This is a genomic window from Actinomyces sp. oral taxon 171 str. F0337, assembly GCF_005696555.1.
Taxonomy (GTDB): domain Bacteria; phylum Actinomycetota; class Actinomycetes; order Actinomycetales; family Actinomycetaceae; genus Actinomyces; species Actinomyces oris_E.
Genome location: NZ_CP040005.1, coordinates 2,191,891 through 2,217,171 on the forward strand (window position 1 = coordinate 2,191,891; position 25,281 = coordinate 2,217,171).

Here is a 25,281-nt window from a genome sequence, read left to right on the forward strand (position 1 = left end):
TCCTGCTCATCGGCGCAGCAGGAGCGAGTCCCAGCCCGGTAGCACCTCCGGCAGGCCTGCGTGTCCGGAGCCGGGCTGGACGTCCGGGTCGCCGGCGCGCAGGACCTGCTCGGCACCGCTCCACTCCCCCGGCTCCAGGCCCTCGGCCGCGAGCGTGACCAGCAGACCGCCTTCACCGACCAGGGGCAGGTCCTCGCGGGCGCACTGGGCGATGAGCAGGAGATGCTCGACGCCACTGCCCTCCGTCTCGGGGGCGCGCCACTGGCGCAGGATGACCCAGGCGGTGGGGTGGTCGGCCGCCAGGAGCCGGAAGGTCCCCAGGGCGAAGGCGTCGTCGTCGTGCCGCAGGGCGATGAGGTGGCGGTAGTGCTCGAAGACGCTGCCGGGTACTCCCACCTGGGCGGCGGCGTTGACGGTGCCGTGGTCGGGGGCCAGGGCGATCCAGGGCTCGCCGGTGGTGAACCCGGCCTTCTCGCTGCTGTCCCAGTGGACGGGGGTGCGGGCGTTGTCCCGGGAGACGGGGGCGATACCGGCCAGGACAGCGGCCGGGTCGTCGCCGGCGTGCACGCGCTCGTGGAAGTGATTGACGGACTCCAGGTCCCGGTAGTCCTCGATGCCACGGAAGACCGTGTTGGCCATGCCGAGCTCCTCGCCCTGGTAGATGTAGGGGGTGCCGCGGTGGGTGTGGAGGATCGTGGCGAGGGTCTTGGCCGAGCGGACGCGCCAGGCGGGGTCGTCGTCGCCGAAGCGGGAGACGGCGCGGGGCTGGTCGTGGTTGTCCCAGTAGGTGGAGTTCCAGCCCTTCTCCTGGCTCACGGCGCCGGATGGATCGGTGGCGGGGGCGAGGGCGGCCTGCCAGTGGGCCAGGTTCTGCTTGAGGGTGACGAGGTCGAGGGGTTGTGGGTCGAACTTGCCTCCGGGTCCGTCGGTGAGGCTGACGTGCTCGAACTGGAAGACCATGTCGAGCTCGCCTCGGGCCGGGTCGGTGTAGAGGGCGGCCTCGCTTCGCGTGGCCCCGGGCATCTCGCCAACGGTGAGGACGTGTCCGGGCCGCGGCGCGAGGACCTGCTGGTTCATCTCGTGGAGGAACTCGTGGATGCGGGGGCCGTTGGCGACGGCGGCGAAGGCGTCGCCGTAGAGGTCGCCCTCGCCCTGGGGCGCGTCGGTGAGCGGGTAGGTCTTGGAGATGAGGTTGATGACGTCCATGCGGAAGCCGTCGACGCCGCGGTCCAGCCACCAGGTCATCATCTCGTGGATGGCGCGGCGCATCTGCGGGTTCTCCCAGTTGAGGTCAGGCTGCTTGGGTGAGAAGAGGTGCAGGTAGAACTCCTGGGTGCCCTCGTCCCAGGCCCAGGCCGGTCCGGAGAAGGCCGAGCCCCAGTTGGTGGGTTCGGTGCCCGGCTGCCCGGGGGCGAGCCCGTCGACCTGCCTGGCGGGACGCCAGATGTACCAGTCTCGCTTGGGGTTGTCCGTCGAGGAGCGGCTGGCGGTGAACCAGGGGTGCTCGTCGCTGGTGTGGTTGACGACGAGGTCCATGACAAGTCGCATGCCGCGGGTGTGCAGTCCCTCGATGAGGGCGTCGAGGTCGGCCAGGGATCCGAAGAGGGGGTCGATGTCCTGATAGTCGGAGATGTCGTAGCCGTTGTCGTCCTGAGGGGAGCGGTAGACGGGGCTGAGCCACACGACGTCGACCCCGAGCTCGTCGAGGTGGTCCAGGCGGCTGGTCAGGCCGGGGACGTCGCCGATCCCGTCGCCGTCGGAGTCGGCGAAGGAGCGGGGGTAGACCTGGTAGACGACGGCGTGGCGCCACCAATCCGGATCGTCGCCGACGTGGTGGGCGGAGACGACCAGGGGTGCGGGAGAGGTCATGGGCGATTTCCTTCCTACCGGCCGGGGAAGATCCGAGGGAAATCCAGGAGAAGCAGGGTCGGACAGGGTGCTTGAGGGCCTGCCCCTGCTGCACCGCCAAGGACTGACGGAGCCTCGAGGATCGGTACCGATTGTGTCAGAACACTCCTGGGACCAGGGCCGATTAAGATGAGTTCTCGCGCCTTGGCCAGGGCGCTGCCTCTCCCGCCGCTCCCTGCGACGACTCCTGCTTTGAAAGGCCGACCGTTGGTTTCTCCTCTCCGCGATGCCCCTGACACTCCGCGTCCAGCCGCCGCCCGCCCTGAGGCGGTCATTGCCGGGACCTCGTCGGAGGAGTCCCGCTACCGGTTCACGGTGCTCACCTCTCGGCTCATCCGCATGGAGCACTCCCCCACGGGCGTCTTCACCGACGCCGCCACCCAGCTGGTCGTCAGCCGCGACCTGGGTGAGACGCCGTCGTTCCGGGTGGTGCATGGTCAGGACCGTCTGGAGATCATCACCGAGCACCTGCACCTGACCCACGTGCCCTCCCTGGGCTTCTCCCCGTCCGGGCTCAGCGTCAGGCTGCGCTCGACGGCACTCCACGCCCACGGCGGCACCTGGCACCACGGCGACGTGTGGGATCCGGACGAGACCTTCCCGACGAACCTGGGCGGCACCACCCGCACCCTGGATGAGGCCGACGGCGCCGTCGCCCTCGGTCCGGGTCTGCTGAGCCTCAACGGCATCACCGCCCTGGACGACTCGGCCTCGCTGCTGCTCACCCAGGACGAGTGGGTCCAGCCCCGTGAACCCGGCAACCGCCTGGCCGACGGGGCGCAGGACCTCTATGTCTTCGGCTACGGCCAGGACTACCAGGAGGCTCTGCGGGACTTCTTCCGCCTCACCGGGCCGAGCCCCCTCATCCCGCGGGCGCTGCTGGGCAACTGGTGGAGCCGCTACCACCCCTACAGCGACCAGGAGTACCTGGCGCTCATGGACCGCTTCGCCGCCGAGGAGCTGCCCTTCTCCGTGGCCGTCATCGACATGGACTGGCACGTCACCGACATCGACCCGGCGATCGGCACGGGCTGGACCGGCTACACCTGGAACCGGGAGCTGTTCCCCGACCCGGCGGCGTTCCTGGCCCGCCTGCACGAGCGGGGCATGCTCACCACGCTCAACGTGCACCCGGCCCAGGGGGTGCGGCGCCATGAGGGAGCCTACGAGGAGGTCTGCGCCGACCTGGGCCTGGATGCGAGCACCGGGGAGGACGTGCCCTTCAACATCGCCGACCGTGACTTCGTGGGCTCCTACCTCTCGCGCCTCCACCGTCCCCTGGAGGACGAGGGCGTGGACTTCTGGTGGCTGGACTGGCAGCAGGGCGGCTCCACGACGGTCCCCGGCCTGGACCCGCTGTGGATGCTCAACCACGTCCACTACCTCGACTCGGGCCGCGAGCGCCCGACGGCCGGCGGAGGCGTGGAGCGTCGCCGCCCAGTGACCTTCTCGCGCTTCGCCGACGCCTCGAGCCACCGCACCCCGGTGGGCTTCTCCGGGGACACGATCATCAGCTGGGACTCTCTGCGCTTTCAGCCCCGGTTCACGGCCACGGCCGCCAACATCGGCTACTTCTGGTGGTCCAACGACATCGGCGGGCACATGATGGGCGGCAGCGACGACGCGATGGCAGCCCGCTGGTTCCAGCTGGGCTGCTTCTCCCCCATCAACCGCCTGCACTCGTCGAACTCGGGCTTCACCTCCAAGGAGCCCTGGCGCTACTCGCGTGACGCCCGCGCCACGATGGAGGCGTACCTGCGGCTGCGTCACCGACTGGTGCCCTACCTGTACACGTGGGCGCGCCGCTCGGTGGGTGAGGGCATCGGGCCGGTGCGCCCGGTCTACCACGACCACCCGCGCGAGCTGGCCGCCTACGAGCACCAGGGCAGCTTCTGCTTTGGGGACCTGCTGGTGGTGCCCTTCACCTCCCGGCTCGATGAGGCCACCGGCCTGGGTCGGGAGCTGACCTGGCTGCCCGACGGCGTCTGGTACGACCTGCCCACGGGGCGCCGCTATGAGGCCACGACCGGCGGGCGCGGGCGCATGCTGAGCCTGTCGCGCCCCCTGGACCGGATCGGGGTGCTGGCCCGGGCGGGCTCAGTGATCCCCCTGGCCGGGAACCTGACGGAGGCGGCCGGGGACAATCCGCGCGAGCTGGAGATCGTCGTCGTGCCCGGTGGCTCGGGGAGCTTCACCCTGGAGGAGGACGACGGCTCGGCCCAGCCCGGGGAGGACCGCATCGCCCGCACCCACATGGCGCTGACCTGGCCGGAGGCCGAGGACGGCGCCGACGTGGTGCTGCGCATCCGCCTGGAGGGGGCGGCCGAGGTCGTGCCGGCCTCGCGACTGGTGACGGTGCGGCTTCTGGCCGGCCAGGTGGCCGGCGCCTGGCTGGGGGTGGGTGAGCGTGCGCGCCGGCTGGCCACCGAGGAGGTCAGTGGGGACGGCTTCACCCTGGGGGCCGGGACGCTGGTGCACCTGGAGGAGCTGAGCCGCCAGGAGCTCATCGACGGCGTCCAGCTGGTCCTTCGCGGCACCGAGCACTCCCCTGCCGACTGGCGGGCCGAGGTCCACGCGATCCTGGATGCCGCGCGGGTGGAGTACCTGGCCAAGGACCTGGCCTGGGACGCGGTGCAGCGGGGTCTGAGCGGAACCGCCCTGCTGGGTGAGCTCGAGGCCCTGGGCCTTCCGGAGACGCTGCGGGCGGCCGTGGCCGAGGTGCTCCCCCACTCCTGAACAGGCTCCGAGCACCGGATCCGGCGGGTCGGCTCGAACGGACCGACGGGCGCATCGGGCCGCCGCTAGGCTGCTGGGTATGAGTGAGAGTCCCGCCCCGCGCTTCCCGGAGGCCGAGCCCTACTTCGTGGGCGACAAGCGCACCAACCGCGAGCGCATGCTCGCCGGTGACTGGTACGTCGCCGACGACCCGGACAACGCCAGGATCGCCGCCCACGCCCGCAAGATGCTCCACCGCTTCGAGCGGGCCTTCGCCGAGGGCGAGGAGGACTGCTGGGACCTGCTGCGCTCAGCGATCCCGGGGCTGGGCGACCAGGCTCGTCTGCTGCCGCCGGTGCGCGTGGACTACGGGGACAACATCACCGTGGGTGAGGGGACCTTCGTCAACTACGGGCTCGTGGCCCTCGACGTCGCCCGGATCAGTATCGGTGCGCACTGCCAGATCGGTCCGAACGTCCAGCTGCTCACGCCGGTCCACCCCCTGGAGCCGACGCCGCGCGCCTGCTCCCTGGAGGCGGCCGACCCCATCACGATCGGGGACAACGTGTGGCTGGGCGGCGGGGTCATTGTCTGCCCCGGCGTGACCATCGGGGACAACTGCGTCATCGGCGCGGGCTCAGTGGTCACCAAGGACGTTCCCGCAGGCAGCCTGGCGGTGGGCAACCCGGCCCGGGTCCTACGTCAGCTCGATGACTCCACCTTCGGCCCCCGCCACCAGCACCTGCCTGAGGAGACGCCGCAATGAACCCTGAAGCCTTCTCCGACCTGGCCGCTTCCCGGCACTCCGTGCGGGACTTCCGGGCCGATCCTGTACCGCCTGAGGTCATTGAGGAGATCCTGGAGGATGCGCGCCAGGCACCGAGCTGGTCGAACACGCGCCCCTTCATGGTGGCCCTGGCCACCGGTGAGCAGGCGGACCGCCTGCGCGCGGCCTACGTCAAGGAGTTCGATGCCACCCTCCCCGTCCAGCACAAGGAGCGGGGGGCGATGGCCCGTCTGGCCTTGAGCGGCAAGGCTCCCGACGGCGACTACTCGACCTGGGCGCCCTACCCCGCGGACCTGCTGCCCCACTCCCAGGCGGTCGGTGGCCGGCTGTACGCGCACATGGGCATCGCCCGCAAGGACCGTGAGGCCCGTGACGCGGCCGCCCGCCGCAACTGTGAGGCCTTCGGCGCCCCGGTCATCGGTTTCGTCCTGGTCCACCAGGGCCTCATGCCCTTCGCCGCGCTCGACGCCGGGATCATGCTGCAGACCCTGTTCCTGTCCGCCAAGGCCCACGGCGTCGACTCCTGCCCCCTGGGGGTCCTGGCCACCTGGCGCCGCCCCTTCGACGCTGAGTTCGAGGCGCCGTCGGACTACCGTCTCATCACGGGCTTCGCTTTGGGTTACGCCTCCGGCGCCCCTGTCAACGACTTCCGGGCCGAGCGGCGCCCCGTGCGCCTGGTGCCCGCCCGCTCCTGACTCGGTCGTGACTCGGGCGACTACCGAAGTATCTGGAGTATCTGGGGCTGTCAGGCGCGATCCCGCGGAAGGTGAAGCAAGAGCAGAACCGTCAGATCTTGGTCACGGGGGCGTAGCGCAGGATGAGGCGCTTGGTGGCGGGGGCGCCGTCGATGACGAACTCGACGCGGGCGGTCAGGGATCGCCCCTTGCCCTCCAGGCCGACGACAGTACCCACCCCGTAGGAGTCGTGGCGCACCTGGTCGCCGGTCCTCAGCCCGGCGACGGCTGCGGGCAGGTCCTCCGAGGCGGCGCCGGCCGATGAGGGGGCGCTCTGCTTCCCGCGGGCCTCGAGGCGGGCGGAGGCGCGCTTGGCGGCCCGGTCCTGGGCGGTCTCCACGCGCCCCAGCTTGCCCGAGCGCTTGGTGCCTGCGCCCACGGGTGGGGCGAAATCATCGTCGTCGGAGTAGGTGCTCTGTCGAGAGGCGCCCGAGCGCCGCCCGCCCGAGCCGAAGCCGCCCTCGCCCCAGCTGCTACCCCAGCCGGTGCCGCCGCCGCGCAGCGCCTCCATGGAGGAGGCCAGACGCTTCCAGTCGATGGTCTCGTCCGGCACGTCGTCGAGGAAGCGGGAGGCGGGCATGGCGTTGGCGGCGCCCCAGGCCGAGCGCACGGCGGCGCGGGTGAGGTAGAGGCGCTCGCGGGCTCGGGTCAGGGCCACGTAGGCCAGGCGGCGCTCCTCGGCGAGCTCGGTCTCCTCGGCCAGGGAGCGGGTGTGGGGGAAGGTGCCGTCCTCCATACCGGTGACGAAGACGACCGGGAACTCCAGGCCCTTGGCGGTGTGGACGGTCATGAGGGTGATCTGGCCCTGTTCCTCGGCCTGTCGGGCGTCCTCGTCCTCCAGGTCGGCGCTGGGCGGGAGCTGGTCGGAGTCGGCCACGAGCGAGACGCGTTCGAGGAAGTCGGCCAGGGTTCCGTCTGGGTTGGCGGCCTGGAAGTCGCTGGCCACCGAGTGGAGCTCGGCAAGGTTCTCCACGCGGGTGGCGTCCTGGGGGTCGTCACTGGCGCGCAGCTCGGCGAGATAGCCCGAGGCGTCCAGGGCGGAGTCGAGGACATCGGCGACGCCGTCACCGGCAGTGACCATGTGGCGCAGGGTGGTGAGCAGCTCGTGGAAGCCGCGCACCTGGTTGCGGGCGCGGGTGGTCAGGCCCTCGACCTCGGGCGGCTCGCTCGTCCCGATGCTGGAGGGGGCCTGCCCGTCGGCACCCTCGGTCCCGTCAGGCTCGTTGGCCTGGTCCTCGCGGGGGGCTCCGGCGGCGTCAGCGACGGCCTGCCCGAAGGAGACGGCGTAGCGGGCGGCGTGCTCGGCCAGGGCACCCTCGGCCTTGTCCCCCAGGCCGCGTTTGGGGACGTTGAGGATACGGCGCAGGTTGACGTCGTCGTCGGGGTTGTCGACGGCACGCAGGTAGGCGATGGCGTCCTTGATCTCGCGGCGGTCGTAGAAGCGGGTGCCGCCGATGACCTTGTAGGGCTGGCCGGCGCGCATGAAGGCCTCTTCGAGGGCGCGGGACTGGGCGTTGGTGCGGTAGAAGACGGCGACGTCGCGGGGGCGCACGCCGTGCTCGTCGGCCAGGCGGTCGACCTCCTGGCTGATCCAGCGGGCCTCGTCGTGCTCGGAGTCGGCGACGTAGCCGGTGATGGGGGCGCCGTCGCCGGCGGCGGTCCACAGGTTCTTCTCGCGCCGGCCGCTGTTGCGGGAGATGACGGCATTGGCGGCCGAGAGGATGTTCTGGGTGGAGCGGTAGTTCTGCTCCAGCAGGATGGTGCGCGCCGCCGGGTAGTCCTCCTCGAACTCCTCGATGTTGCGGATGGTGGCGCCGCGGAAGGCGTAGATGGACTGGTCGGAGTCGCCGACGACGGTGAGCTCGCCCGGGGGCAGGGCCGAGCCCGCCCCGGAGGTGCCGGGGCCGCCGACGAGCTCGCGCACGAGGACGTACTGGGCGTGGTTGGTGTCCTGGTACTCGTCGACCAGGATGTGGCGGAAGCGGCGCCGGTACATCTCGGCCACGGCCGGCCGGGTCTGGAGCAGGGCGACGGTGCGCATGATGATGTCGTCGAAGTCCAGGGCGTTGGCGGCGCTCAGGCGCTCGGCGTAGGCGCGGTAGACCTCGGCGAGGTGACACTCGAGGGGGTTGGAGGTGACGGCGCGCTCGGCGAACTGGGCCGGGGTGATGAGCTCGTTCTTGAGGTCGGAGATGCGGTGGGCGAAGGTCTTGGGGGTGAAGCGCTTGGGGTCGATGCCCAGCTCGCGCACGATGAGGGTGATGAGGCGGGTGGAGTCTGCGGCGTCGTAGATGGAGAAGGTGGAGCGCAGGCCGGCGGCCTCGTGCTCGCGGCGCAGGATCCGCACGCAGGCGGAGTGGAAGGTGGAGACCCACATGCGCTCGCCGGCGGGCCCGACCAGGGCGGTGACGCGTTCGCGCATCTCGGCGGCGGCCTTGTTGGTGAAGGTGATGGCCAGGATCTCTCCGGGGCGGGCGCGGCCGGTGGCGATGAGGCGGGCGATGCGGTGGGTCAGGACCCGGGTCTTGCCCGAGCCCGCGCCGGCGATGATGAGCAGGGGGGCGCCGGCGTGGGTGACGGCGGCCTCCTGGGCGGGGTTGAGGCCGGAGAGCAGCTCGGCCGGGTCTGAAACCGTCACCCCCCAGGCAGGGCCGGAGGGCTGGCCCAACGGCGCGGCGCCGTCGGCTCGGGCGCGGGCCGCGACGGCATTGGCCTGGGCGCGGGCGACCAGGGCGGAGACCTCGTCCTGGCGCTCCTGCCAGGTGGGGGCTGCGGCGGACTCGTCCTCGAGCGGTGGGGCGTCCTCGGGGCCCCAGTCCTCCTCCGGGGCCTCGACGTCGGCCCAGGAGTCGTCGTCGAAGGAGCCTGCGGCGGGAACGAGGGCGGGCAGCGCGGCCTCGGGCGGCGGCGTGGCCGCACCGCCGGAGCCGGGCATGGGCAGGGCGCCAAAGAGGGAGTTCATCGCGTTCATCGTGAGGCCAAGCCTAGGCCAGGGCACCGACACGTTCCGCTCTTGACGAGCGCCGCCACACCCCGAATGCCGCCTCCTACCTGGAGGCCAGTGGGTACCGCGGTGGTGCGCGCTACGAGGAGGCCCCGGTGGTGACCAACCGGGGCGTCACCACCGCCTCGGGCATCCACACGATCCCCTTCACCGCAGAGATCATGCGGATCACCGAAATTGCGGCCGACGCAGTGGCCAGCTCCGGGGAACAGGTCTTCCTCAACGGTCGGGGGGACTACACGGCACTCATGACCATTAACTTGCGACGTTACGCAATGGGATTATCTCGACACTCAAAGTGGCCGCGTTTCACTCAAAACAAGATGCTGAATGCGACGCTTGATGAGCCAAGCGCCGTCTGTCAGCACGAGGGTGTCAGTGTAACGATAGGAGCGATCCACAACAACGTCCTTACCATCCACCTCTTGCACCAAAATCGCTTTGCCATAGTGAACATCGATGGCGGAATCGCCATCAACAGTAATGACTTGCTGCCCATTGAGGTGATAAGCAGTTTTGATTTCCGAAATTGCCTTTTGAAATACTTCAATAAGCTTATCTCTACCGTCAAGTTCCACCATGACAGAACCATCCGAGTCGTAGACCTCGAAATGAACGTCGGAGGTGACGAGCTTAGCCTGCTCAAGCACATCGATCTCCAGGTTCGAGAAAAGATCTATGACTTCACGGATGGCCTCTTTGTGTTCCAGCAATGTCGACATGTCACCCCCGCTTTCACGGTCGAATTCTTCTGCATGGCACAACACAAGCATAAGAAACTAAACTCAACACTCACAACGATCTCGATAATTTGTGACGAGCACAACATTTCACAACCCATGAACACCACAAGTTCGATGAACATTAGTTCACCAAACACTTCGACAACATCCACCCAGCGTCGGTCGTTGCAACACTCGAGATCAAGTAGTTTGTTACAGGTGCAAAAACATACATCGAGCACTCAGGGACTCCCTCAACATCAAGACCTCCAAGCCCGCTTGGGCGAGCAGACGAGGAGAGCTCTCGACAGCGATGGATGTTGTCGCGAAGGCGGCCAGAAACACACCATTGCTCAATCTAGTACGATCATCGTATTATTCATTCGACGAAGTACTTCAGAGCAACGACCAGCCATCTCGCCGCCGAGCGAGCCCAAGGAGGTAACCATGAAGCGAGCGATCGAGTACCGCAGATTCGGCGGACCAGAGGTTCTGGAGGAGGCCGAGCGCCCGGAGCAGGCGCCCGGCGAAGGAGAGGTACGCGTCGCGGTGCGCGCCGTCGGACTCAACCCCCTCGACTTCAAGACCTTCCAGGGCGACCTGCGACGGCTTGAACGGGTTCAGCGCATCATTCACCCTCGACGCTGGTTCGAGGGCGCATCCGCTCGCTTCCCCAGGGGCGTGGCCCGAGATTTCGCAGGTGTCATTGACGCCGTCGGTGCGAACGTCACCGACCTCGCTGTGGGCGATGCCGTGCTGGGGACCTTGCGAAGCGCTCCTGGCCAGGCCGATACCCGCGGAGCACTCATCACCGAGCTGGTGGCACCCGCCGACGACGTCGTCAAGAAGCCGGCCCGACTGTCGTTCACGCAGGCAGCCTGCCTGGGTGTGGCCTCGCAAACCGCGTGCGGCGCATTCAGGCAGCTGAACCTGCACCAGGGCGATGTCATTGTCATCAGTGCCGCAGCAGGCGGCGTGGGGTCGATCGCCGCTCAGCTGGCCGTGAGCCGAGGCGCCACGGTCATCGGAATCGCCGGCGCCCGCAATCTGGACTACCTCCGCTCCTTGGGCGCTATTCCAGTCACATACGGTGAAAATCTGACAAACCGGGTTCGCGAAGCGGCTCCCTCGTCCGTCACCAAGCTCCTGGACTGCTACGGCGGCGGCTACGTACGACTTGGCCGCGATCTCGGGCTGACAGGCCGCTCCATTGGCACTCTGGTTCCTTCGCCCGCGGTGATCCTCAAGGGCGTGCAGTTCACCGGCTCACGCCACAGCAGTGGACGCGGCGACCTCGAGGACGTGGCACAGCTGGTGGCGGACGACGCCATCAAGGTCGAACTCGCCCGTACCTACTCCTTCACGCTGGAGCAGATTCGCGCCGCCTACACCGAGCTGGCGACGGGGCATGTCCGCGGCAAGCTCGTCGTCGATCTATCCTGACGCTCATCCACGTTCAGCCGGATCAGGAGAATCGCTTGAGCAGACGGATTCACGATCAGCGTCTCATTCAGGCGCTGCGCGCCATGAACAGCGAACTCACCGCCAGCAACCGTGCTGTTGCGGCCCAAACCGGGCTCAATGACAGCGATCTGGCGGTGCTCGACGTCCTGCACCGCAACGGGCCACAGACCCCCACTGCCCTCGCCCACCGAACCCGGATGGGGACAACAACGATGACGAGCGTGCTGCGGCGACTCGTCCGCGACGGATGGGTGGAGCGTCGCCCCAGTGAGACGGACCTGCGATCCTTCACCATCCACGCAACAAGCGTTGATCGTCTTGCCGAGATATTCCTGCCCGCCAACCAGAAGCTGACTGCTCTGGTCGAGCACTGGCCGGACAGCCAGGTCGACCAGCTCATTGAGTTCCTGGAAAACGCCACCAAGGTGATCCACGAGTCGGCAGAACAGTTATCCTCCGCAGACGGCCGCGACTCCTGACCCCGGTCGTACACCCCTCCATGAACGGTGAGTTCACATCCGCTCAAGCTGCGACACCTCAGCTCGCCGAATACGAGTGAGCATCACGGTGCCATCACAAGTACCCGCAGCAACCTGGATCGGCTCAGCCTCCAACACCGTCACTCCGGCAGCATAGACATCCTCAGCACCCCTCAGCACCGAGGACTTGAAGTAAGGATTCCTGACCGACTCGGCAACGACCAGGTCAATCTTTCTTCCAAAGATCCTCGTCAACTCATCCTGAAGTCCGAAGAAATCCGCGAATCGATCCTCCCGCCCCACCTGGAAGTCAACAAGAAAGTCAATGTCACTGGTATGGGGATCAAAATGATCGGTAAGCACTGATCCGAAGACACACAATCGAGCAACACCGAACCGGGCGCACGCCTCCGACAGTTCCTTGGAATCGATCGCCACTTTCACCGCCACAGAACTATTCTCTCAGAACCGCGGAACGATGACCAGAGAACCGACCAATGCGGCAGGCGGCCCGGCCACCTTTGCCTCGTCTACCGAAGAACCTACCGCACGGCGCGCAGGTAGCGGTCGCGGCCGGTGAGGTCCTGGCCGGTCTCGGCCTGCTTGAACCCGACCCCGAGCGCAGATCGTTATATGCAGTGCTGGACACCCGTCAGATAGACAACGCATCGCAGCTAGCACGAATTTTCTACCCCTTACTTTAATCCGCCCCGACAACCGCCACTCCGAAGCAACTTGAGCGAACCACATCTATATAAACACCGGAATCAGATGGCAAGCTCATACATGTCGCCGCGATAAAGCGCTACGGTACGCTCAAGGTTTTGCCCACCTGCAACCTGGGCGGTGACAATTGTCTGCAGGCACGGCTCAGTGGTCGCTACCTCAAGTAGCTTCGCCTCACCCCCATCCGGAAGTCGGGATGACACAACAATACCTGTGCGCTCAATCTCAAGATGGTAGCGATGTTCAATCAACTCGTACAGAGACCCAGTAAGATCGCACCCGAGAATTCGAGGAAGTATAGCCGCATTAAGAGTAGCGACCTCGAATCCAATAGGAACCCCATCCCCCAGGCGCACGCGACGCACCTCAACAACAAACCCTCCCTCACCAACAGCAAAGAAGTCACGCTCAGCCTCATCCAAGGGCGGCCGCAAAGCTGCCGAGATGAGTCGACTACTCGCCCGACGCCCCGAAGCCCGCAGCGCCTCCGTGAAGGAGGTAGACACACAAGCCACCTTGGTCACACGAGAACGCGCCACAAAGATGCCCTTCCCGGGAACCCCATAGAGCTGGCCGGCTTCCGCGAGCACCTGCAGAGCGCGCCGCACAGTCATCGTTGAGGCATCGAAGCGCCGAGCCAGCTCCTTCTCAGTGGGCAGGCGCGCCCCAGGACCAGCCTCAGTCACCATCACCGCAATGGCCTCACGAATACGCTCGTACTTATGCACGGCTTTTCCAATCTTTAATCAAACCGTTCCCATCCACCCGGCACAGGTGTACCATCGGTAACAAACACCCTATGGTTAGGAATATTACCATATGGTGATCTGACTGGGATCGTATCAGGCCCAGGCAGATGCGTGAGATCCCGGTCCCTGGACCTCGCGCGGAACTAGCTCAAAGGAGAGTGAGTTTTCATGCAACCCCCATTGCATCAGAGTGGAGCCAGCCCACGACGCAACGTCGTGGCACTGGACATCGGCGGCACCAAGATCAACGCTGCGCTGGTACGTATCAGCGGCGGCGACGCCGAGATCATCACGTCAGCAACAACCCCGACCGTGGCTAAGGACGGCAGTGACGGTATCCTGGCGGCGGCCGTTCGAGTAGCCAGGGATGTGCTCTCGGGTCACCCAGGCGTTCAGCTCGACGCTGTCGGTATGTCAGCAGGCGGAGTCATAGATTCCAGTCGTGGTGTCGTCACTCACGCCACTGACACTATCCCGGGTTGGAGAGGAGCCGACCTCTCCGCACCATTCACTGCCGAGTTCTCCGCACCTTTCCGTGCTCTGAACGACGCCCACGCGCATGGCTTGGGCGAAGCCCTCTTCGGAGCTGGCCGCGATCACCGCTCAATGATGATGGTGGCCGTCGGCACAGGAATCGGTGGGAGCATCGTGACCAACGGGAGCCTCCTTCAAGGATCCCATGGTGCAGCTGGACACCTTGGGCACATCGGTGTCAGTGAGGCCGAGGGGATGAAGTGCACCTGCGGGCGCAACGGACACATCGAGGCATTGGCCTCAGGCCCGGGAATCCTACGTGTCGCCAAGAAGCTGAATGCTGGTGATGACGCAACGAAGGACGGAAAGGCCCTCGCTCGAGCCGCAGAGGAGGGCAATACCGCCGCGCAGGAGGCATACCGCATCGCAGGATTCGCCACAGGCAGAGTCATCGGCAGCCTGCTCAACACCCTCGACGTCGATCTAGTCACTCTTGCGGGTGGCGTCACCGAGGCCTACAGCGGGTGGATCGACGCGGTCAAGCAGGGAGTGGCCCATGACGCCATGGACGTAGTCGCCAACACTCCTATCACCACCGCGACCCGAGGCTCACAGGCAGCCCTGCTGGGTGCCGCCGCTTTTTCCCTGAATTTCCCGACATGTGACATCCCTACTGAAGGAACGGAAGCCTGACCATGACAACGCCTGGAACCCGAAATGGCCACGTCATCTGGGCCACTTCCATCATCGCGCTGGGCGGACTGCTCTTCGGCTACGACACCGGAGTCATTTCCGGGGCATTACCCGCCATGACCGACTACTTCGGACTGACACCCTTCACCTCAGGCGTCGTCGTCTCTTCCCTCACCGTGGGAGCCGCGCTGGGAGCTATGTCCTCCGGACGTCTGTCTGACAAGTTCGGGCGTCGACCTGTCCTCCTAGCCGCATCTGCCGTATTCGTCATTGGTTCACTGATGGCCGCGTTCTCAACGTCTGTACCAATCATGGTGGTCTCCCGGGTCATCCTAGGATTGGCTGTCGGATGCGCCTCCAGCATCGTCCCCGTATTCATCTCCGAACTCGCCCCGGCAGACCTACGAGGCAGACTGGTCAGCTTGAACCAACTGATGATCGTCTCCGGCATCATGTTCGCCTACCTGTCCAATTACGCGCTTGCCGGTATCAACCAGGACTGGCGCTGGATGATCGGCCTAGCAGTCATCCCCTCTCTGCTCCTGGGCATCGGAGTCCTCAGCCTGGCGGAATCACCGCGTTGGCTCGCCATCAACGGCCGTAGCGATGAGGCTCAGAAGGTGCTAGAAAAGTTCCGCACCCCAGAAGAGGTGAAGACCGAGCTTGAGGACATCCGCTCCACTGACGAGACCACCCAGTCTGATGGATGGAAGGCACTGCTCGATCCCCGGCTACGCCATGTTCTCGTCGCAGGTGTAGGGCTGCAGATCCTAGGACAGCTCACTGGCGTCAACGCCGTGGTCTACTACGCCCCGTCCATCTTCGAGAGCGCTGGACTCGGCGCCTCATCGGCCCTTCTCGCTACGGTGGGTGTAGGCGTTATCAACATCATCTTTACGGTTATAGGGATGGGGTTGGTAGACAAGATCGGTCGCACCAAACTGCTCGCAGCCGGTGCCGCAGGGCAAGCGATCTGTCTCGCCGTCTTCGCTTTCCTACTCATGGGTGGAATTACCTCCGGCGCCACCTCTTTCATCGGAGTTGCCTGCATATTCCTGTACATTGCCGCAGTCGCCGTCGGACTGGACATCGTCGTCTTCATCATTCCTTCCGAGCTGTATCCCCTACGAATCCGTGCGACCGCCATGAGCCTGACTATCGGAGTCAACTGGACGCTGAGCTTCATTGTCTCGCTAACCTTCCTCAGCCTCTTCGATGCCCTTGGTGGAGTCGGCACCTTCGGGATCTACGCCGTTGCAACGGCTCTCCTGGCTGTCTTCGCCCTGAAGGTCATTCCTGAGACATGCGGTAAAACACTTGAGGACATCGAGCGCGAGTATGTCAGGAGAGAAGCATGACAAGCACGTCTGGAATCGCGCGCATCCACACCATCAAATCCGGAGCGCCTCAGCTCTTCCTTAATCATGGTGTCACCGACAACGCAGCATCGCTGGCAGCCGCGCACCGGCACTGGCGGAATGACTACGACGTCACCTCCATAGATGCACGCGGTCACGGCCTATCCGCCCATTTCAGCCCCGCAGAGCTAAACGATCCAGTTGGGGTAATGGTCAAGGACCTCATCACCATCCTCGAGGGCCGCGAGCACAGCACTGCGCTGATCTTGATTGGCCATTCAATGGGCGGTGCGGTTGCAGCGGCCGCTGCCGCTCAGCGTCCGGATCTCGTTGACGCACTGGTTCTAGAAGAACCTGCGTGGCTCTCCGAGGATCAGAGAACCGCTTACAGCAACGACGCGCCAGCACTGGCTACCCGTATGGCATGGATCTCAGATCATCCGGACAAGGCGCTAACCGAGAACCGAGAGCTTTACCCCGCGTGGGACCTCGAAGAGTCCTGTGCGTGGTTGCAGGGCAAGGTTCAGGTAGATCGAGACTTCATCCGCACCGGCTATGTCTCCCCCCATACCTCCTGGAAAGAGACGGCGTCGGTCCTGACTATGCCCACGCTCCTAGTGACGTCTGACGGCGATGACGTCCTCCTGGGAGTTTACGGACTACAGGCGGTTCATTCTCTCGGCAACACCATAATCCGTACAACCCTAGTTCCTGGAGCATCTCACTGCGTGCGCCGTGACCAGTCCGAGGGCTTCTATGCGGTGTGCGACTCGTTCCTGAAGGAGGTCATCTCATGACATTTGAGCCTTCTCGCCTTCTTGATCCTGAAGTGGTGGTAGCTGTGGAGGAGGTTCCTCCCCAGACCACCTGGGATCCACAGACGATGCGTGCCGCAGGGGCAACGATCCTCGACCAGGATACCCCCGTCCCTGAGGGGCTTACTCGCACAGTCCTCACAGTTCCGACCGATGGCGGGGAATTGGAACTGAGAGTTCATGCCCCGGAGGATGGTGAGAGCGCGGTCATCCTATCCATTCATGGTGGAGGCTTTGTTGCTGGGCAGGCAAAGTACGACGACGCGTGGAACGCCGTTCTATCCCTGCGCACCGGCGCAACGGTCGTAAGCCCTAACTACCGACTCGCTCCTGAAGCCCCTTTTCCACTTCCACTCGAGGACTGCGTTGCCGCCTGGACATGGATCCTCACGCAGTACCCGGAAGCAACGCGATTCATCTACGGCGACTCCGCCGGGGGAAACCTGGCTGCGGGGCTATCTCTTCGATGTCGAGATACTGGAATCCGCGTGCCGGACTATGTATTCCTCATTGAACCGGTGCTGGACGACCGTCTGAGTACTGCCTCGATGCAGGGCGCCACCAGTACAGCCGTATGGGACTTGCCGAACGCAACTGCTTCGTGGAAGGCATATCTTGGTGATCAAAAGCCGACGCCCCACGCGGCACCGGCAAGAGAGACCGATCTTTCAGGGTTTCCGCCAACATTCCTTCTTGCGAACCAGTGCGATCCTCTCCTGGATGAGAATCTTGCATTCGCTAGATCTCTGACGGAGGCAAACGTTCCTACCGAGGCGATCCTGCTTCCCGGAACCTGCCACGGGATTCTCGGTCTCAACGGGCCAAGGATCGCCGACAGGGCGAGGAAATTGGTTCTCGAGCGATTGGTAGACCTCATCGGCATCGGGAGACCCTATGAGTGACATCATCGAAGCACTTCGCGGCGGACTCATCGTCTCTTGCCAGGCATATCCAGGCGAACCAATGCTCCATCCGCAAACTATGACCCAGGTCGCCCAGTCGGTAGTCCGTGGCGGAGCCGTGGGTGTGCGACTTAAGGGCCTGGACGATCTCCGCCTCGCCAGATCGGTGTTGCACGTCCCCATCATCGGGCTGGTGAAGGTCGGCAACGTCGGCGTCTACATCACTCCCACGCTCAAGGATGCGCTCGCTGTAGCCGAGACTGGGTGCGAGATCGTTGCCATTGATGGAACACGCCGCCCTCGCCCCGATGGGTATTCTCTCAGGGAAACCATCACCGAGGTGCAGCGTCAGTTCCCCGGTACCCTCCTCATGGCGGACTGCGGCTCGCTGGACGACGGCCTAGCCAGTCGGGATGCGGGCGCTGATCTCGTGGGGACGACTCTGGCCGGATACAGCGGTGAGCGCCAAGCAACGCATGGTCCCGACTTGGAGCTGGTTGAGGATCTGAGCGAGCACATCGATGTTCCGATCATTGCCGAGGGCCGAATTCACAATGCTAGCGAAGCGGCTCAGGCCTTACAACGCGGGGCTCTAGCCGTCACCATTGGTACGGCGATCACGCACCCGGAATCGATCACCCGTTGGTTCTGCGACGGAATTGCGCAGGCGCATGGAGACGGCGTGAATAGTAAGTAGTCGAGGAACATCAAGGCGCGATTGTTCCGCCGATCTGGTGGGCTCGTCAACGGTGTTGACGAGCCCACCACCAGTCCACATCTGCTCAATCTGCGACGCCTCAGCTCACCGAGTGCGAGTGAGCATCACACTGCCGAAACAAGTATCCGCCGCGGTCGGGCTCGGGGCGACCTTCAGAACCACAGGGACTCTCAACACCGCTGGCCCCGCCGGCGGGGTTTACCGCACGGCGCGCAGGTAGCGATCGCGGCCGGTGAGGTCCTGGCCGGTCTCGGCCTGCTTGAACCCGGCCCCGAGCGCGGCCGCACGTAGCAGCGCCCCCTGCTCGTGGTCGTGCTCCATGACGAGCACCCCGCCGGTGCGCAGCAGCGCGACCGAACGCACCAGGACATCGATCGGGATATCCAGCCCGTCAGGTCCCCCGCCGTAGAGCGCCACCGTGGGCTCGTGCTGGGCCGTCTCAGTGTCCTCCACGGCGCCGGCCGGCACGTAGGGCGGGTTGGAGACGACGACGTCGACCTGCCCATTGAGGTCGTGAAGGACTAGCGGGTCGGTGGCGTCGGCGTGGATCACCTCGACGCGTCCGGGCACCAACCGCTCGCAGTTCTCGCGGGCCAGGGAGGCAGCGGTCTCGCTGATCTCGACGGCGACCACCCGGGCTCCCGGCACCTCCTTGGCGACGCAGGCCGCGATCGCGCCCGAGCCGGTGCACAGGTCAGCGGTCAGGACCACTCCCCCGCCGCCGTCCATCACCTCGCGGGCCGCCTCAATGGCGGCCCCGGCCACCACCTCGGTCTCCGGGCGCACGATAAACACGCCGGGACGGCTGATGAGCTCGGCGCCCCGCAGCCACATGCGGCCGATGATGTGCTGGAGCGGCTCACGGCACTCGCGGCGCAGCACCAGCGCGTCATAGGCGGCCGGGAAATCGCCGTCGGCGCCGTCGGCCAACAGCAGGGCCCGCCCCAGCAGGTGCTCGGCCAGGATTCGGGCGTCGACCTGAGGACTGGTCACGCCGGCAGCAGCCAGCCGACCGGCCGCCTGACGCACCAGCGCCCGCAGCCCGTAGCGGTCCACCGCGCCCGCCGGCGCGCCGCCACACAACTCAGGAACCACTGCCCTCACCCACCTGGGATAATCGTTCAGCCTCGTCCATGGCGATGGCCGAGGCGATCACCGGGCCGAGATCACCGTCAAGAACGGCGTCGAGGTTGTAGGCCTTGAAGCCGGTGCGGTGGTCGGCGATCCGGTTCTCAGGGAAATTGTAGGTCCGGATGCGCTCGGAGCGGTCCACAGTGCGCACCTGACTGCGACGGGCCTGCGCCGCCTCGGCGGCCGCGGCCGCCGCACGCTCAGCCAGGAGCCGGGCCCGCAGGACCCGCATGGCCGCCTCCTTGTTCTGCAGCTGAGACTTCTCGTTCTGCATGGACACGACGATCCCCGTGGGTAGGTGCGTGATACGCACCGCCGAGTCCGTGGTGTTGACGCTCTGGCCCCCTGGCCCCGAGGAGCGGAAGACGTCGATGCGCAGATCGGCGGCGTCGATCTGGAGCTCGCCGGGGTCATCGGCCTCCGGCATGACGAGGACGCCGGCCGCGGAGGTGTGGATGCGCCCCTGGGACTCGGTGACCGGGACGCGCTGGACACGGTGGACACCGCCCTCGTACTTCAGGTGCGCCCACACCCCGTCCTGGGGCTCCGTGGGCCCACGGGTCTTGATGGCCAGGCGCACGTCCTTGTAGCCACCCAGGTCGGAGTCGGTGGCGTCAAGGACCTCCACGGCCCATCCCTGCCGCTCGGCGTAGCGGGAGTACATACGTGCCAGGTCGGAGGCGAACAGCGCCGACTCCTCACCGCCCTCACCCGCCTTGACCTCGATGATGACGTCGCGGGCGTCATCGGGATCCCGGGGTACGAGGACCTCGCGCAGGTGCTCACCGGCCGCAGCCTCAGCAGTCTCAAGAGCCGGCACCTCGGCGGCGAAGTCCTCGTCCTCCGCGGCCAGCTCGCGGACGTCGGCCAGGTCGGCGCTGGCCGCCTGCCAGGCCCGGTAGGCGGAGACGACCCTGCCCAGCTCGGCGTAGCGGCGCCCCAGCCGACGCATGGCACCGGGGTCGGCGGCCGCCGGCCCGGCCATCTCGGCCTCGATATCCGCGTACTCGGCCAGGAGCGGCTCTGCGGCGGAGAAGTCCTCACTCATGGACTCGGGTTCCTTCACTGGCTAGGAGTCGTGCTGACGGGCGCCAGCGGCACTCGTGCGATATGCAAACGACGCCGACGGCGGCTCTGGGAGCCGGCCGCCGGCGTCGTGAGACGCGGCTACTTGCTGCGCTTGCCGTACCGGGCCTCGAAGCGGGCAACACGGCCACCGGTGTCGAGGATCTTCTGTTTGCCGGTGTAGAACGGGTGGCAGGCCGAGCACACGTCCACGCGGATCTCACCGGAGGTGACGGTGGAGCGGGTCTCGAAGGTGTTGCCACAGGTGCACGTGACCGTGGTGGCCACGTAGTCGGGGTGGATGCCCTGCTTCATAGGTTTCTCCTTAAGCGTCAGAGGGTCCCGGGTCCCACACGGGAGCGCGGGTGAACCGGAGGCCAGCAGCAGATTTTGCCACTGTCTCACGCACCATCGCAATGGCTGAGCCGCGTGAGACCGGGCACCTGGCCGGTTGCGTTACTCGTCCTCGCCGTCGGCCAGGGACGTGCCGGCCGGGGTGGTCTTGGACAGCACCATGAGGAACTCGGCGTTGGACTGGGTGTCCTTGAGCTTGGACAGCACCAGCTCGAGGGCCTGCTGCTGCTCGAGCCCGGCGAAGAGTCGACGCAGGCGCCACATGATCTTGAGCTGGGCGGGGTCGATGAGCAGCTCCTCGCGGCGGGTGCCGGAGGCGGCCACGTCCACGGCCGGGAAGATGCGCTTGTCGGCGAGCTGGCGCGACAGCCGCAGCTCCATGTTCCCGGTCCCCTTGAACTCCTCGAAGATGACCTCATCCATCTTAGAGCCGGTCTCCACCAGGGCCGTGGCCAGGATGGTCAGACTGCCGCCGTTCTCCACGTTGCGGGCCGCCCCGAAGAAACGCTTGGGCGGGTAGAGGGCGGAGGCGTCCACACCACCGGAGAGGATCCGACCGCTGGCCGGGGCCGCCAGGTTGTAGGCGCGCCCGAGCCTGGTGATGGAGTCCAGCAGCACGACGACGTCCTGTCCCAGCTCCACGAGACGCTTGGCGCGCTCGATGGCCAGCTCGGCCACGATCGTGTGGTCGGAGGCGGGGCGGTCGAAGGTGGAGGCGATGACCTCGCCCTTGACCGTGCGCTGCATGTCGGTGACCTCCTCGGGGCGCTCGTCGACGAGCACGACCATGAGGTGGGCCTCGGGGTTGTTGACGCTGATGGCGTTGGCGATCTGCTGCAGGACGATCGTCTTACCCGCCTTGGGCGGGGAGACGATGAGTCCGCGCTGTCCCTTGCCGATGGGCGAGACCAGGTCGATGATCCGCGGGGTGACGGCCTTGGGCGTGGTCTCCAGGCGCAGCTGCTCCTGGGGGTAGAGGGGGGTGAGCTTGGCGAACTCAGGGCGGCGCTTGGAGCGCTCGGCGTCCATGCCGTTGACGGTCTCGACGCTGACCATGGGGTTGTACTTGACCCGGCTGGCCCGGTTCTGACGGCGGTTGTTGCGCCCTCCCTGGTGAGGCGTGGAGGAATCCGCGCCCTCACGGACCCAGCCGGTCACGGCGTCGCCGGCACGCAGCCCGTTGTCCTTGATGAGCTGGTTGGAGACGTAGACGTCCTTGGGGCCGGGCAGGTACCCGGAGGTGCGCAGGTAGGCGTGCTGGTTGTCGGTGACGTCCAGGATGCCGGCAACCGGCAGGAGGACCTCGTCCTCGCGTGGCTGGTTGCGGTTGCCGCGCCCCGCGTTGCTGTCCCGGCCCTCACGGCCGGAGTCCCGGTCATCGCGGTCGAAGCGGTCGCGTCCGCGCTTGCGGCCCCGACGGCGTCGCCCGCCGCGCTCGTCGTCGTAGCCGTCGGACTCGTCGTTGCCGTCCCGGCCCCGGCGCGGGCGCTCCTGGGACTCGACGACGGAGCTTCCAGTGGCATCGGCCAGGTCGCGCATGAGGGCGGCCTTGGCGTCGGCGTGATCCTCAGGCGAGTCGGTGCGGGGCTCGCGTGAGGCGCGCTCCTGGTTCTCGGGGGCGCCGGCGGAGGCCTGGGCGCGTCGGCGGCCGCGGCGAAGCTGGTCGCGCGAGGAGCGCTCAGTGCGCTCAGTGCGCTCACGCCAACGGCTGCGTGCGGGACGCTCCTCGTCGTGGCCGGAGCCGCTGGCCGAGTCGCTGCTGGAGGCACCGGACCGATCCGGCAGATCGAGGCCCAGGTCAAGAGCCGGCACGGTCTGGCGCCCCTCGGGGGCGCCGGAGGCCGCCGTGGCGCGCCGGCGGCGGGAGCGCCCTGAGGCGTTCCGGGACTGCTCCGATGAGGGTTCACCAGTCGGAGAGGTGGAGGAAGAGGCAGAGGAGTCGGCGACGTCGGTCACCCCGGCATCGGACGAGCTGTCCGACGCGCTGTGGGAGTCGGGAGCGGAGGCGGAGGAGTCGCGCGCCTGACGGATGGCGGCGACGAGCTCACTCTTGCGCATACGGGAGGTGCCCTTGAGGCCCATGGAGCCGGCAAGCGACTGAAGCTCGGCCAGACGCATGGTGGAAAGCGAGGGCTGGGCGCTGGAGGTCTCGGTCACGAGTGTCCTAACGGTGTGATGACGCTCCGAAGAAGGAGACGTTCAACTGGGGAGACTTCCCCGGAATCGTTCACGGGGTGGGTCAATGCACTGCCGGTTTCTGCTGAGACCTGAGCCTCAGGTCCGGGGCTGGTGCGGTCAGCGGCGTGGTGCGATCCGCGCGGCCGACGGCGTCAGCATAGCAGCCCCTTCGCGCAGTGCCTAACGGAACACCGGCGAGCAACGCCGGGGATGCCGCCGGTATTCCACCCATGACGTCTCTCGCCGCCTCGACGCCGGTGGGGCCGACCGTCCGTACGATCAGCCCCACCAGGCTGATCGACTCAGGCGCACCCGAGCCGGCTCCTATCCTTCAAGCCCCCGGGCTTGCGGCTTCAGCGACCTGCGAGAAGCGCCCCCATGGGCGCGAAGTCGGCCAGCGGGTCAACCGGCGCCTGGCGCGGGAAGCGCTCCATGAGTGTGGCCAGCTCCCGCCCCGCCCGGGCCACGCGCTCGTTCAAGGGCGACTCGGGCCTCTCAGAGGAAGACGGTGTCTGCCAGGCCGCACCGAAGTCCTCACTGGCAGCGAAGACAGCGGTCCGCGTCGGCAGGGCCTTCATGTAGGCGACCAGCGGTCGCAGCGCCATCTCGGTGACAAGACTGTGCCGCGCAGTGCCGGCCGTCGCCCCCAGCAGGACGGGGACGCCCTCAAGCGTGCCAGCCGGCAGCACATCCATGGCGGACTTGAACAGTCCGGAGTAGGAGGCCTGAAAGACCGGGCTGACAAGGATGACGCCGTCGGCGGCGGACAGGGCGTCGATCATCTTCTGCAGGTCGGCAGACACCGGTCCGCCCACACTGGCCAGGGCGATGTCCTTGACCAGGGGCCTGAGCCCGATGACCTCGATGCTGGCGAGGCGGGAGTCGGACTCCAGGGCCTTGCGGGTCGACTCGGCCAACCGCTCGGCGAGCATCCGGGAGGTCGAGGGCTCCGAGACCCCCGCGTGCAGAGCCACGATCCGGCTCAGACGCCCCATCTGGGTATTGGCGTAGACATCGTAGGTCGGCGATCCGGCCAGGGACTGGGTGCCCCCGAACGGGGCGACGGGCGCGGTCGTGCCAGTGGTCATGTCATCCTTCTTCTGCTCGTCACTCGTCGTGTCAGTGGTGTCAAAGGTCTCCCAGGCCATCTCAGATCCTCACCTTCCGACCTGTGAGCGGGTCGAACTCGTTGGACATGGAGAAGGGCCCCTCAGCCGGGGGCTCGGCCCCCTCCAGCAGGGCCCGGTGGCGCGGATGGAGCGGCGCGTCAGGAACACCCTCGGACGTAGTGGGCTCCAGCTCGGCGCGCAGCGCCGGGACGATCTCGGAGCCCAGGTACTCGATCTGCTTCATGATCTCCTCGTGCGGGACGCCGCCCAGGTCCAGATTGAAGGCCTGACGCTGGTAGTCGCCGATCGCGTCCCGGTAGGTCAGGTACTTCTCCACGATCTGCTCGGGCGTGCCGACGGCGAGAGGCGTGTGCTGCGTCATCTCCTCCAAAGACGCCCCCTGGTAGACGTAGGTGTTGCGGAAGTATGGGGTGTAGCGCTCGATGGCCTCGGCCTCGCTCCTGGCGGCGAAGATCTGGCCGCCCAGGCCCACGATCGCCTGCTCGGGCCTGCCATGGCCGTAGAAGGCGAAGCGCTCTCGGTAGAGGCCGACCATCTTCTTGACGTGGTCGATGGGCCAGAAGATGTTGTTGTGCAGGTATCCGTCTCCATAGTAGGCAGCCTGCTCGGCGATCTGGGGCGAGCGGATGGAGGCGTGCCATACGAAGGGCGGGACGCCGTCGAGCGGGCGGGGCATGGAGGTGAAGTCCTGCAGCGCGGTGCGGAACTCACCCTCCCAGTCCACGTTGGTCTCGCGCCACAGGCGGCGCAGCAGGTCGTAGTTCTCCACCGCGAGCGAGATGCCCTTGCGGATGTCCTTGCCGAACCAGGGGTAGACCGGGCCGGTGTTGCCGCGCCCCATCATGAGGTCGACGCGCCCGTCGGCAAGGTGCTGGAGGTAGGCGTACTCCTCAGCCAGACGCACCGGATCGTTGGTGGTGATGAGGGTGGTCGCGGTGGTCAGGAGCAGCTTGTCCGTGCGTGCGGCGATGTTGGCCAGCAGGGTCGTGGGCGACGATGGCGCGAAGGGCGGGTTGTGGTGCTCCCCGGTGGCGAAGAAGTCCAGACCTGCCTGCTCGGCCAGGACCGCCATCTCGACAGTGTTCTTGATGCGTTGGTGCTCACTGGGTGCCTTACCGGTAGCCGGGTCGGTGGTGATATCTCCCACCGTGAAGATTCCGAACTGCATAAGACGT

General features: G+C 66.5%; 21 protein-coding genes. 10 read left to right on the plus strand and 11 right to left on the minus strand.

The annotated features are described in order from the left end of the window. Window positions 1–6 precede the first annotated feature (6 nt). The gene (locus tag FBF36_RS09505) at window positions 7–1,869 is read right to left on the minus strand and encodes an alpha-glucosidase (RefSeq protein ID WP_009395149.1); all 1,863 of its coding nucleotides are present in this window, start codon (window positions 1,867–1,869) and stop codon (window positions 7–9) included. Between the two features lie 246 nt (window positions 1,870–2,115). On the opposite strand from FBF36_RS09505, the gene FBF36_RS09510 reads away from it, so the two are divergent. The 3 genes from FBF36_RS09510 to FBF36_RS09520 all read left to right on the plus strand — a co-directional run bounded on the left by FBF36_RS09510 (window position 2,116) and on the right by FBF36_RS09520 (window position 6,105). Beyond that, window positions 2,116–4,644 carry a TIM-barrel domain-containing protein gene (locus FBF36_RS09510; RefSeq protein WP_138137430.1) on the plus strand — a complete coding sequence of 843 codons (2,529 nt, stop codon included), beginning with the start codon at window positions 2,116–2,118 and terminating at the stop codon, window positions 4,642–4,644. A 79-nt stretch (window positions 4,645–4,723) separates the two neighbouring features. Further along, window positions 4,724–5,389, plus strand: a complete 666-nt coding sequence (locus FBF36_RS09515) for a sugar O-acetyltransferase (RefSeq protein ID WP_009395144.1) — start codon at window positions 4,724–4,726, stop codon at window positions 5,387–5,389. Next, complete coding sequence (locus tag FBF36_RS09520; protein ID WP_009395142.1) at window positions 5,386–6,105, plus strand: nitroreductase; 720 nt, start codon at window positions 5,386–5,388, stop codon at window positions 6,103–6,105. Before FBF36_RS09515 ends, FBF36_RS09520 begins: the two co-directional genes overlap by 4 nt. A 91-nt stretch (window positions 6,106–6,196) precedes the next feature. On the opposite strand, the gene FBF36_RS09525 is transcribed toward FBF36_RS09520, so the two are convergent. Both FBF36_RS09525 and FBF36_RS13830 read right to left on the minus strand, forming a co-directional pair. Further along, on the minus strand, window positions 6,197–9,115 hold the full coding sequence (locus FBF36_RS09525; protein ID WP_138137432.1) for an ATP-dependent helicase: 2,919 nt from the start codon (window positions 9,113–9,115) through the stop codon (window positions 6,197–6,199). Between the two features lie 326 nt (window positions 9,116–9,441). After that, a complete protein-coding gene (locus FBF36_RS13830; RefSeq protein WP_009396348.1) occupies window positions 9,442–9,921 on the minus strand; it encodes a nuclear transport factor 2 family protein in 480 nt (159 codons plus the stop codon). Between the two features lie 396 nt (window positions 9,922–10,317). Here FBF36_RS13830 and FBF36_RS09535 point away from each other — a divergent pair, with 396 nt between their 5' ends. After that, window positions 10,318–11,313, plus strand: coding sequence for an NADP-dependent oxidoreductase (locus tag FBF36_RS09535; RefSeq protein WP_009396350.1), 996 nt, complete (start codon window positions 10,318–10,320; stop codon window positions 11,311–11,313). A gap of 35 nt (window positions 11,314–11,348) precedes the next feature. Next, entirely contained in the window at window positions 11,349–11,813 is a 465-nt protein-coding gene (locus tag FBF36_RS09540; protein WP_034492288.1) for a MarR family winged helix-turn-helix transcriptional regulator, read from the plus strand. Between the two features lie 33 nt (window positions 11,814–11,846). On the opposite strand, the gene FBF36_RS09545 is transcribed toward FBF36_RS09540, so the two are convergent. Continuing rightward, on the minus strand, window positions 11,847–12,263 hold the full coding sequence (locus FBF36_RS09545; RefSeq protein WP_138137434.1) for a nucleotidyltransferase family protein: 417 nt from the start codon (window positions 12,261–12,263) through the stop codon (window positions 11,847–11,849). 317 nt (window positions 12,264–12,580) lie between these two features. Continuing rightward, window positions 12,581–13,267 (minus strand): GntR family transcriptional regulator, encoded by a 687-nt coding sequence (locus FBF36_RS09555; RefSeq protein ID WP_087943996.1) that lies wholly within the window; start codon window positions 13,265–13,267, stop codon window positions 12,581–12,583. A 237-nt stretch (window positions 13,268–13,504) separates the two neighbouring features. Between FBF36_RS09555 and FBF36_RS09560 the strand changes: the two genes are divergently transcribed. From FBF36_RS09560 to FBF36_RS09580, 5 genes are read left to right on the plus strand one after another with little or no spacing between them, the layout of a single operon-like run. Further along, on the plus strand, window positions 13,505–14,455 hold the full coding sequence (locus FBF36_RS09560) for an ROK family protein (protein ID WP_050792665.1): 951 nt from the start codon (window positions 13,505–13,507) through the stop codon (window positions 14,453–14,455). A gap of 2 nt (window positions 14,456–14,457) precedes the next feature. Then, window positions 14,458–15,813, plus strand: coding sequence for a sugar porter family MFS transporter (locus FBF36_RS09565; RefSeq protein WP_034492291.1), 1,356 nt, complete (start codon window positions 14,458–14,460; stop codon window positions 15,811–15,813). Next, entirely contained in the window at window positions 15,810–16,610 is an 801-nt protein-coding gene (locus FBF36_RS09570; RefSeq protein ID WP_087943998.1) for an alpha/beta fold hydrolase, read from the plus strand. The genes FBF36_RS09565 and FBF36_RS09570 overlap by 4 nt, the downstream gene beginning before the upstream one ends. After that, window positions 16,607–17,530, plus strand: a complete 924-nt coding sequence (locus tag FBF36_RS09575) for an alpha/beta hydrolase (RefSeq protein WP_087943999.1) — start codon at window positions 16,607–16,609, stop codon at window positions 17,528–17,530. Before FBF36_RS09570 ends, FBF36_RS09575 begins: the two co-directional genes overlap by 4 nt. After that, window positions 17,523–18,227 (plus strand): N-acetylmannosamine-6-phosphate 2-epimerase, encoded by a 705-nt coding sequence (locus FBF36_RS09580; RefSeq protein ID WP_034492292.1) that lies wholly within the window; start codon window positions 17,523–17,525, stop codon window positions 18,225–18,227. The genes FBF36_RS09575 and FBF36_RS09580 overlap by 8 nt, the downstream gene beginning before the upstream one ends. A gap of 219 nt (window positions 18,228–18,446) precedes the next feature. Here FBF36_RS09580 and prmC read toward each other — a convergent pair whose 3' ends face one another. From prmC to FBF36_RS09615, 6 genes are all read right to left on the minus strand, one after another. Continuing rightward, window positions 18,447–19,343: a peptide chain release factor N(5)-glutamine methyltransferase gene (gene prmC / locus FBF36_RS09585; protein ID WP_138137436.1), complete on the minus strand. Its 897-nt coding sequence runs from the start codon at window positions 19,341–19,343 to the stop codon at window positions 18,447–18,449. Continuing rightward, window positions 19,333–20,427: a peptide chain release factor 1 gene (gene prfA / locus FBF36_RS09590; protein WP_138137438.1), complete on the minus strand. Its 1,095-nt coding sequence runs from the start codon at window positions 20,425–20,427 to the stop codon at window positions 19,333–19,335. The genes prmC and prfA overlap by 11 nt, the downstream gene beginning before the upstream one ends. Before the next feature lie 119 nt (window positions 20,428–20,546). Then, the gene (gene rpmE, locus FBF36_RS09595) at window positions 20,547–20,759 is read right to left on the minus strand and encodes a 50S ribosomal protein L31 (protein ID WP_003782958.1); all 213 of its coding nucleotides are present in this window, start codon (window positions 20,757–20,759) and stop codon (window positions 20,547–20,549) included. A 141-nt stretch (window positions 20,760–20,900) separates the two neighbouring features. Next, window positions 20,901–22,955 carry a transcription termination factor Rho gene (gene rho, locus FBF36_RS09600; RefSeq protein WP_138137440.1) on the minus strand — a complete coding sequence of 685 codons (2,055 nt, stop codon included), beginning with the start codon at window positions 22,953–22,955 and terminating at the stop codon, window positions 20,901–20,903. 374 nt (window positions 22,956–23,329) lie between these two features. Then, window positions 23,330–24,124: a CE1759 family FMN reductase gene (locus tag FBF36_RS09610; protein ID WP_009398250.1), complete on the minus strand. Its 795-nt coding sequence runs from the start codon at window positions 24,122–24,124 to the stop codon at window positions 23,330–23,332. A gap of 1 nt (window position 24,125) precedes the next feature. Beyond that, entirely contained in the window at window positions 24,126–25,274 is a 1,149-nt protein-coding gene (locus tag FBF36_RS09615; protein ID WP_009398248.1) for a CE1758 family FMN-dependent luciferase-like monooxygenase, read from the minus strand. Window positions 25,275–25,281 lie beyond the last annotated feature (7 nt).

What these genes read in the sequence shown, in the direction of transcription:
- FBF36_RS09505 (WP_009395149.1), bottom strand. Translation starts at nt 1,869, where the DNA reads ATGACCTCTCCCGCACCCCTGGTCGTCTCCGCCCACCACGTCGGCGAC.
- FBF36_RS09515 (WP_009395144.1), top strand. Translation starts at nt 4,724, where the DNA reads ATGAGTGAGAGTCCCGCCCCGCGCTTCCCGGAGGCCGAGCCCTACTTC.
- FBF36_RS09520 (WP_009395142.1), top strand. Translation starts at nt 5,386, where the DNA reads ATGAACCCTGAAGCCTTCTCCGACCTGGCCGCTTCCCGGCACTCCGTG.
- FBF36_RS09525 (WP_138137432.1), bottom strand. Translation starts at nt 9,115, where the DNA reads ATGAACGCGATGAACTCCCTCTTTGGCGCCCTGCCCATGCCCGGCTCC.
- FBF36_RS13830 (WP_009396348.1), bottom strand. Translation starts at nt 9,921, where the DNA reads ATGCTTGTGTTGTGCCATGCAGAAGAATTCGACCGTGAAAGCGGGGGT.
- FBF36_RS09535 (WP_009396350.1), top strand. Translation starts at nt 10,318, where the DNA reads ATGAAGCGAGCGATCGAGTACCGCAGATTCGGCGGACCAGAGGTTCTG.
- FBF36_RS09565 (WP_034492291.1), top strand. Translation starts at nt 14,458, where the DNA reads ATGACAACGCCTGGAACCCGAAATGGCCACGTCATCTGGGCCACTTCC.
- FBF36_RS09570 (WP_087943998.1), top strand. Translation starts at nt 15,810, where the DNA reads ATGACAAGCACGTCTGGAATCGCGCGCATCCACACCATCAAATCCGGA.
- FBF36_RS09575 (WP_087943999.1), top strand. Translation starts at nt 16,607, where the DNA reads ATGACATTTGAGCCTTCTCGCCTTCTTGATCCTGAAGTGGTGGTAGCT.
- FBF36_RS09580 (WP_034492292.1), top strand. Translation starts at nt 17,523, where the DNA reads ATGAGTGACATCATCGAAGCACTTCGCGGCGGACTCATCGTCTCTTGC.
- prfA (WP_138137438.1), bottom strand. Translation starts at nt 20,427, where the DNA reads ATGAGTGAGGACTTCTCCGCCGCAGAGCCGCTCCTGGCCGAGTACGCG.
- rpmE (WP_003782958.1), bottom strand. Translation starts at nt 20,759, where the DNA reads ATGAAGCAGGGCATCCACCCCGACTACGTGGCCACCACGGTCACGTGC.
- FBF36_RS09610 (WP_009398250.1), bottom strand. Translation starts at nt 24,124, where the DNA reads ATGGCCTGGGAGACCTTTGACACCACTGACACGACGAGTGACGAGCAG.
- FBF36_RS09615 (WP_009398248.1), bottom strand. Translation starts at nt 25,274, where the DNA reads ATGCAGTTCGGAATCTTCACGGTGGGAGATATCACCACCGACCCGGCT.